This is a genomic window from Streptomyces sp. NPDC029836 (assembly GCF_055574495.1).
This window is the reverse complement of the sequence record NZ_JBVHZI010000010.1, coordinates 40,220-52,352: the sequence shown is the minus strand read 5'-3', so window position 1 is coordinate 52,352 and position 12,133 is coordinate 40,220. Positions and strand designations below refer to the sequence as shown.

Annotated in this window: 15 protein-coding genes; 7 read left to right on the top strand and 8 right to left on the bottom strand. The window is 72.6% G+C overall.

What is annotated here, in order from left to right; genetic code table 11:
- Positions 1-140 precede the first annotated feature (140 nt).
- A complete protein-coding gene (locus ACZ4XJ_RS26145) occupies positions 141-962 on the top strand; it encodes a CAP domain-containing protein (RefSeq protein ID WP_468497577.1) in 822 nt (273 codons plus the stop codon).
- A gap of 51 nt (positions 963-1,013) precedes the next feature.
- Here ACZ4XJ_RS26145 and ACZ4XJ_RS26140 read toward each other — a convergent pair whose 3' ends face one another.
- From ACZ4XJ_RS26140 to ACZ4XJ_RS26120, 5 genes are all read right to left on the bottom strand, one after another.
- Positions 1,014-1,391: a DUF4180 domain-containing protein gene (locus tag ACZ4XJ_RS26140; RefSeq protein ID WP_468497576.1), complete on the bottom strand. Its 378-nt coding sequence runs from the start codon at positions 1,389-1,391 to the stop codon at positions 1,014-1,016.
- 95 nt (positions 1,392-1,486) lie between these two features.
- On the bottom strand, positions 1,487-1,855 hold the full coding sequence (locus ACZ4XJ_RS26135; RefSeq protein ID WP_362881456.1) for a VOC family protein: 369 nt from the start codon (positions 1,853-1,855) through the stop codon (positions 1,487-1,489).
- Between the two features lie 82 nt (positions 1,856-1,937).
- Positions 1,938-2,681, bottom strand: a complete 744-nt coding sequence (locus ACZ4XJ_RS26130; protein WP_362881458.1) for a DUF6193 family natural product biosynthesis protein — start codon at positions 2,679-2,681, stop codon at positions 1,938-1,940.
- On the bottom strand, positions 2,678-2,935 hold the full coding sequence (locus ACZ4XJ_RS26125; protein ID WP_362881460.1) for a hypothetical protein: 258 nt from the start codon (positions 2,933-2,935) through the stop codon (positions 2,678-2,680). Before ACZ4XJ_RS26125 ends, ACZ4XJ_RS26130 begins: the two co-directional genes overlap by 4 nt.
- Positions 2,936-3,049: 114 nt before the next feature.
- A complete protein-coding gene (locus ACZ4XJ_RS26120; protein WP_468497575.1) occupies positions 3,050-3,562 on the bottom strand; it encodes an NUDIX hydrolase in 513 nt (170 codons plus the stop codon).
- Between the two features lie 365 nt (positions 3,563-3,927).
- Here ACZ4XJ_RS26120 and ACZ4XJ_RS26115 point away from each other — a divergent pair, with 365 nt between their 5' ends.
- The 4 genes from ACZ4XJ_RS26115 (at position 3,928) to ACZ4XJ_RS26100 (ending at position 7,431) form a co-directional block, all read left to right on the top strand.
- The gene (locus ACZ4XJ_RS26115) at positions 3,928-4,659 is read left to right on the top strand and encodes a hypothetical protein (RefSeq protein WP_362881464.1); all 732 of its coding nucleotides are present in this window, start codon (positions 3,928-3,930) and stop codon (positions 4,657-4,659) included.
- Between the two features lie 197 nt (positions 4,660-4,856).
- Positions 4,857-5,558, top strand: a complete 702-nt coding sequence (locus tag ACZ4XJ_RS26110; protein ID WP_362881466.1) for a DUF4232 domain-containing protein — start codon at positions 4,857-4,859, stop codon at positions 5,556-5,558.
- Positions 5,559-5,867: 309 nt separating this feature from the next.
- Positions 5,868-6,815, top strand: a complete 948-nt coding sequence (gene bla, locus ACZ4XJ_RS26105) for a class A beta-lactamase (RefSeq protein ID WP_468497574.1) — start codon at positions 5,868-5,870, stop codon at positions 6,813-6,815.
- Positions 6,816-6,873: 58 nt separating this feature from the next.
- On the top strand, positions 6,874-7,431 hold the full coding sequence (locus tag ACZ4XJ_RS26100) for a DinB family protein (RefSeq protein WP_383987925.1): 558 nt from the start codon (positions 6,874-6,876) through the stop codon (positions 7,429-7,431).
- A 120-nt stretch (positions 7,432-7,551) separates the two neighbouring features.
- On the opposite strand, the gene ACZ4XJ_RS26095 is transcribed toward ACZ4XJ_RS26100, so the two are convergent.
- On the bottom strand, positions 7,552-8,226 hold the full coding sequence (locus tag ACZ4XJ_RS26095) for a CatB-related O-acetyltransferase (RefSeq protein ID WP_468497573.1): 675 nt from the start codon (positions 8,224-8,226) through the stop codon (positions 7,552-7,554).
- Positions 8,227-8,302: 76 nt separating this feature from the next.
- Complete coding sequence (locus ACZ4XJ_RS26090) at positions 8,303-9,046, bottom strand: carbonic anhydrase (protein ID WP_468497572.1); 744 nt, start codon at positions 9,044-9,046, stop codon at positions 8,303-8,305.
- 259 nt (positions 9,047-9,305) lie between these two features.
- On the opposite strand from ACZ4XJ_RS26090, the gene ACZ4XJ_RS26085 reads away from it, so the two are divergent.
- Positions 9,306-9,854 carry an MmcQ/YjbR family DNA-binding protein gene (locus ACZ4XJ_RS26085; RefSeq protein WP_468497571.1) on the top strand — a complete coding sequence of 183 codons (549 nt, stop codon included), beginning with the start codon at positions 9,306-9,308 and terminating at the stop codon, positions 9,852-9,854.
- A gap of 85 nt (positions 9,855-9,939) precedes the next feature.
- Here ACZ4XJ_RS26085 and ACZ4XJ_RS26080 read toward each other — a convergent pair whose 3' ends face one another.
- Positions 9,940-10,908 carry a helix-turn-helix transcriptional regulator gene (locus ACZ4XJ_RS26080; protein ID WP_468497570.1) on the bottom strand — a complete coding sequence of 323 codons (969 nt, stop codon included), beginning with the start codon at positions 10,906-10,908 and terminating at the stop codon, positions 9,940-9,942.
- A 63-nt stretch (positions 10,909-10,971) separates the two neighbouring features.
- Here ACZ4XJ_RS26080 and ACZ4XJ_RS26075 point away from each other — a divergent pair, with 63 nt between their 5' ends.
- Complete coding sequence (locus tag ACZ4XJ_RS26075) at positions 10,972-12,123, top strand: epoxide hydrolase family protein (RefSeq protein ID WP_468497569.1); 1,152 nt, start codon at positions 10,972-10,974, stop codon at positions 12,121-12,123.
- Positions 12,124-12,133: the final 10 nt, after the last annotated feature.

Genomic DNA, 12,133 nt, shown 5'->3' with positions numbered 1-12,133 from the left:
CGGCGCGCACCGCCACCGCTCGGGCCGGCGGCGAGACTTGCCGGCCCGTTGGGGGGCTTCTAAGAATGGCGGCCCGTCCGGCGCTCCGGCGGCAGGGGACGCAGGACGCTTCGCAGAAACCGAGTGAGGTCAGGTCACGTATGCAGAGGCACCGCAAGACGACGCGCTACCGGAAGATATCGATCGCCGCAGTGACGCTGGGCGTCGTGGGCATACCCACCGCCGCGATGGCGTGCCTGGACACGGGCGGCAGCTCGTCCGACGCCTCCCGGAAGCCCTCCGCGCGCCCCTCCTCCAGCGCTTCGGTCCCCGACGTGCCCCTCCCCGGGATCGCCTCGCCCACCCCGTCGACCCGGACCCAGGGTCCGGGCACGAGCCCGACGGCCCCCGTAGGTGAGGGCGGCAACGGGTCGACCGTGCCCGTCGCCCGGACCTCCCCGGCCACGCCGCCGGCGCGGCCGAGCAGCCCGCCCGCTTCGACCCCGACGGCGACGAAGCCCCCGGCACCGGCCGAACCGTCGAAGCCGGCGCCGGCCGAGCCGACGAAGCCCGCCGGCGGGCAGACCCCGCCCACCGTCCCGGGTTCCGGGCCGACGGCGCAGGTGGTGGCCCTCGTCAACCAGGAGCGCGCCAAGGCCGGATGTTCGGCGCTGACGGTCAACGACAAGCTGACGGCGGCCGCGCAGAACCACAGCCAGGACATGGCCTCCCACAGCAACATGTCGCACACCGGATCCGACGGCTCCGACCCGGGCCAACGCATCACGCGCGCCGGCTACGCCTGGAGCACGTACGGCGAGAACGTCGCCTACGGATACGGCTCGCCCGAGCAGGTCATGAACGGCTGGATGAACAGTCCGGGCCACAAGAAGAACATTCTGAACTGCTCGTTCAAGGAGATCGGCGTCGGCCTGGCCCGGCCGAACTCCTACTGGACGCAGGCCTTCGGCGCCACGCGCTGACCCGCCCCACCACCGGGGCGGGATGCCGACGGGTGTCCCGCCCCTGCCCGATCAGTTGGTGCCGGTCCCGCTCCGCAGGCGGTCCCGCAGCTCCTCGATGTCGGCGAGGAACCAGGTCTGACGGCCCCGGTTGCACTCGCGGACGAAGTCGCGCAACGCCGAACTGGCCTCGGTGTGGGGGGTGATGTCGCCGAGCACGACGAGGCCCATGCCGTAGGTGGCGAACTTCTGGACGATGTCCCCCGCGACGCGGCTGCTCAGTCGGAAGAACGTGTCGTCGAGACGTTCGGCGGGGATGACGACCCAGCGGGCGCCCTGGTAACCGGCATTGCCGATGAGGTCGAGGGCATCGGCTTCGCAGCGGATGGCGTCGCCGTCGGGGGCACAGGTGAACACGGGGACGTCATGGATGGTCAGCAAGGTACTCATGGACTCCGAGGGTAGTTCCGTCCCGCGCCGTATGCCCACCGATTCTCACCGGGACCGCCCGACGGGTACGGGAGCCTCCCACCCGGCCCACGCTCCTACTCTCTGACCAGGCAGAACGGATGCCCCGCCGGATCGGTGAGGACCCTCCACCTCTTCTCGTCCGGCTGGTGGACCGGCTTGCCCGCCCCCAGTGCGAGCAACCGCGTTTCGGCTTCGTCCAGGTCGTGGACCGCGAAGTCGAAGTGGAACTGTTGCGGAACGCTCTGGTCCGGCCAGCGGGGCGCCCGGTAGCCGGCCACCCGCTGGAAACCGATGAAGAGGCCGCCCTCACCGCCCAGCCCCGCGAAATCGGCATCGGATCGCGGATGCGGTGGGAGGCCGGTGGCCTGCTCGTAGAACGCGGCCAAAGCCTGCGGATCCGGGCAGTCGAGGGTGATGGCGCACAACTTCATCGTGACGGGCATGAGGGCAGCATGCGGGAAACGGCGACCGGTCACCGCCGAATACCGGGGGCGAGGGCCGTGACCGGCGGTGGCGGAACGTACGTCAGCAGCCGAGTGCGACCGGGGGAAGGTACGGCGGGAGACGGCGTACGGCCGCGGACACCGCCTCCGCCGGCGTGGGGAACACCGGATCGTCCTCGTTCGGAAAGCCTTCGGCCACCGAGTACCGGACTGGCGGCGTGTCGACCACCAGCGATGCTCCGACGGGCCTCAGGCGAGGGCGCGTCCTCGTGGAGAAGCGCAGGGACCAGTGACTGGTGAACGGGTAGAGCCGGCGCAGTGCCGGTTCGGCGTGGGCGGCCTCGATCAGGGCCTGGTAGAGGGGCCGCCAGGCGTACTCCAGCTCTCGCGCCTCGGTGCGCAGGTGCTGCCAGGCACTGGCCACCAGGCCCGCCGGGTCGAGGTCGGGGACCTCGAAGCGGCCGGTGAGGTGGACGAAGGGAGTCGCGCGTCGGATGTCGCCCAGTTCCACCCCGTCGTGCCAGGCCGACGCGGCTTCGGCGACCGCCGCGAGGTCGTCCGTCGTGCCGTCGATGAGCGTCATGTCCTCGAAACCGTCGCCGCCGCGGATCGACCACTGCCGCGCGTGGTGTCCCGCGCTGATCCGAAGGGGTCTGCGGTGCGGCAGCGGGCAGCCGACCGTGACACCGCGCAGCGGGGCGAATTGGCGGGAGGTGAGCCGTACGGAGTCGAGACGACCGCCCGCCGCGGCCCGGAGGGCTGCGGCCAGGGTTCCGTGCGCGGCTATGTCGGGATACAGGACGGCCGGGTCGGGGGGTGTCGTCACGGCTCTCGATTCTGCCCGAACCGCCCGGGGCGGTGCGGCGCGTGGGGGGGCTCGGGTCGGCCGTGGGTGGGCCCGGCTGCCGCGGCGGGCGGTACGGGTCGCGGCCAGGTCCGGTTCTCGTCGGTGACGGGTTCCGTTGCGGCGTCGGTGACGTTCGCGCGGGGGTCGGCCAACGCCGCGAGGGCGGGTCCGATCGGCGGGAAGATCGGCAGGGCGGCGCTCTCCCGGTAGTCGACCCGTTCGACGATCCCCACCTCCTGGCTGCCGTCGGGAAGTTCGTCGCACTCCCGCTCGGCGAAGCCGGCACGGACCTGCGGGGTGATGTGCAGTCGGTGGATCAGGTGGAGCTCGCGCGGCGGCGGCGCCCGCTACGGCCCGGCCGCCGCGACCGGGATGACGACCGGTGACTCCTGCGGCCCGTCGGGCCAGAGCCACAGGCTTCCGGGCGGCGCGCTGCCGGTCAGAGAGGCCAGGACGGGTTCCCGACGCCGGCGGGACGGGTGGGCGGTGATCCGCGCCCGGGCCTCGTCCAGCGGGACCCAGGCGGCCTCCAACACCTGCTCATCGGGGTCGAGGGGGGCGAGCGTGCCCGTCGGTCGCTCCGCGCGGAAGGTGATGACGGTCCAGGTGCCGTCCCAGCCCGGATCCCCGGTGACCGCGTGCTGCGAGACGCAGGCCAGGCTCGTCGGCCCGGTGAGGGTCAGTCCGGTCTCCTCGTGAACCTCACGTACCAGGGCGTCGTGCGCGAGCTCGCCCGGTTCGACGACCCCGCCGGGGAGCACCCACTGCTCCTGCTCGTCCCCCAGGCGCTCGCGCACCATCAGCAGGCAGCCATCCTGTTCGACGAGGGCCGACACTATGGTCCTGGACGTTCCCGACATCCGACTCCACTCCCCTGATGCGCTCCACGTCCCCGCGACGTCGACCGGACGAACTCCCGTCGCGCATGGAACGGTCGACGGAGGGACAGGCGGGTATCCGTGCACCCGTCAGTCCACCGAAGCGTAGTCGGATCATGGATCCACGCCCACGGCACCGGCGCGTTCCCGCCCGTCACCCGGACGTGGGAAGCCGCCCGGAACCGCTGCCGGCAGCGCCGGCCGTACGCGACCGTTCACCGGTCGGGTGACAGTGCGCTCGCGCCGCGCCGGAGGGGTGGGTCGCAGCGCGATCATCGGAGGTCGCATCCTTGGACCGAACGACCTCGCGTACCCGCGCGACGCACCCGAGCGAAGAGGAGCAGCCGATGAACACCGCCGGAGCAGGTCCGCAGCTGCCGGACGCGGCCAGCGTCGCCAATGCGAAGACGACGCTCCTCCAGCTCCTGGCCCGGGCGGGCGTCTTCACCGGCGACGCGGAGGAGCTGATCGGGGTCGTCGAGGCCGGCGCCATCGCCCGCGCGTACGAGGAGATCACCGGCGGGCCGGCGGGTGCTGCGGGCGGGACCGGGGGCGCCCCGGACGGCTCGGGCCGGGCCGGCGTCGGCGACGTCGTCCACGAGCTCGGGGGCATCGCCGAGCGGGCCCTGCGCCGCGCCGTCGGCTCCGACGCGTCGGTCTCCTCGCCCGAGGAGCGTCCGCGGGTGCGGCGGATGGAGGTGGAGCGGGCGCAGGTGGCGGTCAGTCCGCTGTACCTGTCCCTCACCTCCGTGTCCGACTTCGACCCGGAGGTCACCACGGAGGTGCTCTCCGCTGTCCTCGGCACGATGGGCTACAGACAGCGGGCCATGTACGCCGGGCAGCTCACGGAGTTCGGCACGGCCCACCGGGCCCGCCTGGAACGGCTGTACGCGCAGTACGGGCCCGGCAGCGCCATCGCGATCCACGGCCGCTACTCGCTGATCCACTCCCCCACCAGCCTCGCCGTGCTGGAGCGGCTCGCGACGGCCCCGGCCGCGCTGCGCGAGGAATGGGACGCGGCCGAACTGCCGCCCGCGTGGCTGGACGGCCTGCTGACGGCGTGGGACTCCTCGGCCTGACCGGCGGGGTCGGCCCCGCGACGGGCTGGCGGTGATCGGGCCACCGCCAACGACGAGGGGGAAGGAGAATCCCTTCATCCCGGTGGTGTCACGAATGCGCCACAGCGCGGTCGTGGCGCGAACCGGGTGGGGCGCGGGGTCGTGTCCGTCGGCGCGAGAGCCGGTACGGGACCGGTCGCGAACCTCGGGGAGCTCCCATGCGCTGCACAGTGGCCGTACGACGCGGCACGTTGGTCCTGGCGACGGCGGCGGTGGCCGCGGCCCTGGTCACCGGTTGTACGCCGACGGGCGAGGACGGCGCGGCCACCGGCCCGTCGACGCCTCCGACGGCATCCGGCCCGGCGAAGCCCACCGCAGCCGCCACACCGACGGGTCCGGGGGCCGGTGGGGCCGCCTCCGGCGGAGGCGGCAAGGGGACGCCGAGCGCGTCGGGCTCCACTCCGGCAGCCGGGGCGAAACCCTGCACGAGTGGGCACGTCAAGGTGTCGGAGGGCCACCAGGCGGACGTCAGGCCGCCCGGCACGGGCACGGGGGCCGTCGTCGTCTCCGTCACGAACACCTCGTCGCAGCCCTGCGCGTTGACCGGCTTCCCCACCGTCGCGGGGGCGGGCAACGGCTCCCCCGACAAGAACCGACCGCTCACGGTCACCCGCGCCGGCGCCGCGGCCCCGGTCACCCTGGCCCCGGGGGCCCGCGCCTGGACGAAGCTCACCTTCGTCCAGGTGCAGGGCGAGGCGGACGGGTACTGCGTGTCCGGAGCCACCCCATCCAGCTTCCCCACGCTGGTCCTGGGCGTGCCGGGCGCGGGCGCGCACCAGATCGCCATGGACGACGGGGTGTTCGCCGAGTGCGACGACAAGGTGACGGTCACGGCGTTCTCCGCCACCAAACCGTCCTGATTCCCCGCGCCCGGGCCGGACTGTGCGTACCGCCCGATAGGCGGCATCGGTGTCCTTCCACCCTTAGGCCCCTCCCGGGCACCAGTCGGTCTTCGGCCGATCCCGTGGGTCGCCCTCCGGCCGCACCCCTTCCCGCGCCTCTCCCGGCCGACGCCGTCGTGGCTCCTCGACCGACAACTGCGCTGATGCGAAAGTCAACTGACGAGCCGTCCGGCACCAAGGGAGACCACGCCAGCAACAGGGGGGAACCGAATTGATCACTTTTGACGTCTCCCGACTCACCTGACCGCACAGAACTGACGAACCCTGATGGAAACTGACGGAAGAGGAGAAGCTGACGTGAAGACCCCGGGTACCATCCCGTCCCGTCGCTCACTGCTGACCGCGGGAGCGGGGGCGGCCCTGGCCGTGGCGCTGCCGGCGGGCACGGCCCGTGCGGCCTCGTCGCCCGGTCCGACCGATGTCGTGCCGCGGTTGCGCGAACTGGAACGCGCGTACGGGGCGCGGCTGGGCGTGTACGCGCGGGACACGGCGACGGGCCGGACCGTGCTCCACCGCTCCGACGAGCTGTTCCCCATGTGCTCAGTCTTCAAGACCGTCGCCGCGGCGGCCGTCCTGCGCGACCTGGACCGGGACGGCACGTTCCTGGCCAAGCGCATCCACTACACGCAGCAGGACGTCACGGACGCGGGCGGCGGCGAGATCACGAAGCTCCCCGAGAACATCGCGGGCGGTCTCACCGTGGCCCAGCTCTGCTCGGCGGCCATCGCCCAGAGCGACAACGCCGCCGCCAACCTGCTGCTCCGCGAGCTGGGCGGCCCCACCGCGGTCACCCGCTTCTGCCGCTCGGTGGGGGACCGTACGACCCGGCTCGACCGGTGGGAGCCCGCACTGAACTCGGCCGAGCCGGAGCGGGTGACCGACACCACCACGCCCCGGGCGATCGGGCAGACGTACGCGCGGCTCACCCTCGGCCGGTTGCTGGTGCCGCAGGACCGGGAGCGACTGACCGGCTGGTTGCTGGCCAACACCACCAGCGCCGACCGGCTGCGGGCGGGGCTGCCGCGCGACTGGGCCGTCGCGGACAAGACCGGCGCCGGTTCGTACGGGACCAACAACAACGTGGGCGTCGCCTGGCCGCCCGGGCGACCGCCGGTGGTCCTGTCCATCCTCAGCACCATGCCGGACGTTGACGCCGTCCGCGACAACACCCTGATCGCCAAGACCGCGAAACTGCTGGCGGACACGTTCGCATGAGGGCCCGGCCCACAAATGCGTTCGCGGTCCGGGGTGCTCGTGGAGGATCATTCGCCGCATGAGTGACCAACCCGCGCGATGGACCCAGGCGACCGTGTACGCAGACATGTGGGTCGACCCCGCCGACGACCCCCGTGACACGGGGCCCAGTCCGGAAGGCGAGCTCGCGACGCTGGGCGACTTCCTGTCGGGCTACCGGCTGACCCTGCGGATGAAGTGCGAGGGCCTGACCCCGGAACAACTGGCCCGTCGTTCGGTACCACCGTCGACGATGTCACTGCTCGGTCTGCTGCGGCACCTCGCCGAAGGGGAACGCGACTGGCGCAACTGGATCACCGAGGGTGATCCGCTGCCGAAGCTGTACGGGAAGCGCGACGCGGACTTCGACGAGGCCGTTGCCGACCAGGCCCAGGTCGACGCCGCGTACGTCGATCTGGAGCGCGAACAGGCCGCGACCGACGCGGTGTTGGCCGGCCATCCGGACCTGGGCGAGCGGCTGGGGAAGGACGACATCGCGGTGCGGGAGCTGTTGGTCCACCGGATCGAGGAGTACGCCCGCCACTGCGGACACGCCGACCTGTTGCGCGAGTGCGTCGACGGTCGGGTGGGCCAGTAGGACACGGGGGTCGCTCGGGAGCCCGGCCGAGCCCTACGGGGCTTCGGCGGGGCTCCCGGGCGGCCTCGTCCGCTCGATGACCGTGCCCGCCCGATGACCGTGCCCGCCCGATGACCGTGCTCACCCGGCGCCGGCCGGGGCGGCGGCCTCCAGGTCGTCGACGCTGCCGGACATGACGGTGCGCACGTGCCGGGTGAGGTGCTCGACCGGCCAGTCCCACCAGGCCACGGCGAGCAGGCGGGCCACGTCCGCCGCTCCGTAGCGGGTACGGATCAGTTCGGCCGGGTTGCCGCCGACGATGCCGTAGTCGGGTACGTCCGCCACGACGACGGCGCCGGAGGCGACGATCGCGCCGTGTCCGATGCGTACTCCGGGCATGATCGTGACGCCGTGGCCGAACCAGACGTCGTTGCCGACGACGGTGTCCCCGCGTCCGGGCAGACCGGTGATGAGGTCGAAGTGCTCGGCCCAGCCGCCGCCCATGATGGGGAACGGGAAGGTCGAGGGGCCGTCCATCCGGTGGTTGGCGCCGTTCATGATGAACCGGACACCGGTGCCCAGCGCGCAGTACTTCCCGATGACGAGCTTCTCCGGCCCGTAGTGGTGGAGCACGTTGCGGGTTTCGAAGGCGGTGGGATCGTCCGGGTCGTCGTAGTACGTGTACGCGCCGACCTCGATGAGCGGCGACGTCACCAACGGCTTCAGGAGCACGACGCGCGGCTGTCCGGGCATCGGGTGGAGAGTCGCGGGGTCGGGCGGACCGTCGGGTCGGTCGTCGCGCGGATCGGGATTCATGGTGGCACCACTCCGAACGGTCTGTGCGGGCGCGGACAGTGCGTCCATGATCCCGGACCCGGCGCCGGCGGGTCCGTCAGGGGGCGTCGCCGATCAGGTGGACCCGCTGGTCGGTCAGTTCGTACCGGGCCGGAACGACGGCCAACCCGCCGGCCTCGATCCGGGCGGCCAGGACGGGCTCGGCGAGCAGGCGCGCGGCCACCAGCCGTACGTTGGCGTCGACTGCGGCGTCCACCCGCGCGTCACCCGTCAGCGTACGGTCGATCGCCGGACGGATCTGATCGACCAGGTACTGCATGTGGCCCGGCAGCCCTCCACCGCTCTCGTCCGCGTGCACGGCCGCGGCGACCGCCCCGCACGACTGGTGCCCCAGGATCACGACGAGCGGAATGGCCAGCTCCACGACCCCGTACGCGATGCTGGCCAGCACGGCTTCGTCGAGGACTTCGCCCGCCGACCGTACGGTCAGCAGGTCGCCGAGGCCTTGGTCGAAGACCAGCTCCGGCGGCACCCTGGAGTCGACGCAGCCGAGGATGACGGCGAAGGGGTGCTGGCCGGTGACGACGGTCCTGCGCACCGCCTTCGTCGCGTCCGGGTGGCGCTCGTGCAACGTCCTCCAGCGCAGGTTCCCCGCGTCGAGCGCCCGCAGCGCGGACACGGGCGTCGTCGGGCGCGGCCCGTTCAGGCCTTGCGTCGGGGAGGGCCTGACGTCGGGAAGGCCCGCGATGAGCCCGGCGCCGACGGCGACCGTTCCCGTCAGCGCGGCCCGCACGAACCGGCGCCGGCCCCTGTCCTCATGACGTTCGACATCGGGAGTCATAGCGGACCAAAGTAGGCGCATATGCGCTCCGATACGGTGTTCGGCGCTCTTCTTTGATCGGCCTTGATCGAGCTTTGGATGAATTTCGACGAAGCGTCTTCGTGAAGCGCCTGGACCGTCGGCAGGACACGACCTCCGATGACGTCGTCCACCGTCGGCGCGGACGGCGTTCGCGGGGAGGGGGCCGGGGCGGCGGGGGCGGCGGGGGCGGCGGGGGCGGCGGGGCACTCTCCCCATGACCGCGTGCGAGGGTGGACCCGTGACGACTCTCGCCCAACTCCGCCGGACCGCGCTCGCCCTCCCCGAGGCCGTGGAACAGCCCGCCGCCGGCGGCGCCGGGGTCGTGTTCCGCGTACGGGACCGGTGGTTCGCCCGGACCGACGCGGACGGGGAACTCGGCCTCCACCTGCCCGAAGCCGAGGCCCGTCGGGTGCTCGACGCCCACCCGACGGCCCGTACGGTCAGCCGCGGCACCGCGGCGATCGGCGTCCGGATCCCGCTCGGGGACCTGGACGGCCAACAGCTGAACCACTGGGTACGCCGGGCCTGGCTCGGGCGGGCCCCCAAGGCGCTCGCGACAGCCCGGTCGGCCGCCGCGACCGTCACGGCCGGGGAGCTCGGCGACCTGCCGCGGGGCATCGGCAATCCCGCGACCCGGGCGCTCGCCGCCGCCGGTATCACCACCCTGGACGGGGTCGCCGGCCTGCGGCGGGCCGAACTGGCGGCGCTGCACGGCGTCGGCCCGAAGGCGGTCCGGATCCTGGAGGAGGCGCTGGCCGCCACCGGTCGGGCGTTCCGGGTGGCGTAGGGCCGGGGGCGTTCCGTGCGGCGTGGGGCCGGGCGCGTTCCCGGGCCGCCCTCACCCGGCCCGCCCGCCGCCCAGCCCGCCCGCCTCAGTCCGTCGGGGGTGTCGAGCGGGCGTAGCGGTCGGCGAGCCGGCGCAGGTGGGCGACCAGTTCCGGCGGCTCGATGACGTCGAAGTCGAAGTCGAGCATGCCCAGGTGGACGGCCAGGGTCTGCAGGGTGTCGGCGCCCGTGATCAGGGTGCAGTTGTCGGCGTCGACGGCTTCCACCGTGCCGACCGCGGGGTTGATCCGCTCGACCACCTCCGCCGCCGGCGCGTGGACGCTCACGCGGGCGTGGTGGCGCCAGGCCGCACTCGACACCCGTCCGGAGACGTAGGCCGCGAGGTCGGCGTCGGGCCCCTCGCGCGGGACGAAACGCGGGCCGGTCGGGGTGCGGGGTCGCATCCGGTCGATCCTGAAGGTCCGCCAGTCCTCCCGTTCGACGTCCCACGCCACGAGGTACCAGCGCCGCCCCCAGTTCACCGCCCGGTACGGCTCCACGACGCGTCGGGTCGATGAGCCGGCGTGGTCCAGGTAGTCGAAGCGCAGGCGTTCCCGGTCCCGGCAGGCGGAGACCAGGGTGGTCAGCACCTCCGCGGAGACAGTCGGCGCCGGGCGGTCCGCCGGCACGGCCACGGTGTACGCCTGGAGCGTCCGTACCCGCCGACGCAGCCGCGACGGCAGTACCTGTTCGAGTTTCGCCAGTGCCCGCAGGGAGGTTTCCTCGGTGCCGGGAACGGCGCCCCGCGCGGCGGTCCGCAGGGCGATCGTCACCGCGACGGCCTCCTCGTCGTCGAGCAGCAGCGGGGGCATCGCGGCCCCCGCACCCAGCCGGTAGCCGCCGGTAGCCCCGCGTGCGGCGTCCACGGGGTAGCCGAGTTCGCGCAGGCGGTCGATGTCGTTGCGGACCGTACGTCCGCTCACCCCCAGGCGTTCGGCCAGCTCGGAGCCCGGCCAGGAGCGCGGGGTCTGGAGGAGGGAGAGCAGTTTCAGGAGGCGTGCGGAGGTATCGAGCATGGGACCAAGCCTGTGAGGTCATTAGGAAGGCAACGTGCCTATATCGAGACTAACGTCTTGCCCATGGAGAACAGCAGCGACATCGACGTCCGGATCCACCCGTACCGCATCGACATCGCGCAGGAGGAACTCGACGACCTGCGGGACCGGCTGGCGTGCACCCGCTGGGGCAGCGAGATCCCCGGTGTGGGCTGGAGCCGGGGCGTGCCCACCGCCTACCTGAAGGACCTGGCCGCGTACTGGGCGGACGGCTTCGACTGGCGCGGGGCGGAGGCGGAGCTGAATGCGTTCCCGCAGTTCACCACCGAGATCGACGGCCAGAACATCCACTTCCTGCACGTCCGTTCGCAGAACCCGGCGGCCGTCCCGCTGCTCCTGGTGCACGACTGGCCCTGCTCGTTCGTCCAGTTCGCGGACGCCATCGGGCCGCTGGCCCGGGACTTCCACGTCATCGTCACCTCCACGCCCGGCACCGGCTTCTCCGGCCCGCTCGGCGAGGCCGGTTGGAACACCGGGCGGATCGCCGGCGCGTTCGTCGAGTTGATGGACCGGCTCGACTACGACGCGTACGGGGTTCAGGGCACCGGCGGCGGGGCGTGGATCGTCGCGGAGATGGGGCGCCGGGTGCCCGACCGGGTGATCGGCGTGCACGTCAACGGTCTGATCACCTTCCCCTCCGGGGACCCGGCCGAGTTCGAGGGGCTGACCGGGCCCGAGCAGGAGCGGCTGGCCCGGCTGGAGGCGTTCCAGCAGGAGAGGATGGGCTTCAACGCCATCCAGTCCACCCGCCCGCAGACCCTCGCCTACGGGCTGCACGATTCGCCCGTCGGTCAACTGGCCTGGATCGTGGAGAAGTTCAAGGAGTGGACGGATCCCGCGGCCGAGCTTCCCGAGGACGCCGTCGGCCGGGACCGGCTGCTGACGAACATCAGCGTCTACTGGTTCAGCGGCACGGCCGGCTCCTCGGCGAACCTCTACTACGAGGCCGGCCACGACGCGAGCGCCTGGGCCCCGAAACCGCGCGGCACCGTCCCGACCGGCGTGGCCGTCGCACTCGGCACCGACGTCGCCATTCGGCGTTTCGCGGAGCGGGACCACCACATCACCCACTGGACGGAACTGGAACGGGGCGGCAACTTCCTCGCCCTGGAACAGCCCGAGGCCTTCGTGACCGACGTACGCGCCTTCTTCACCACCCTCGGCCCTGACGCGTAAGCCCCCGCAG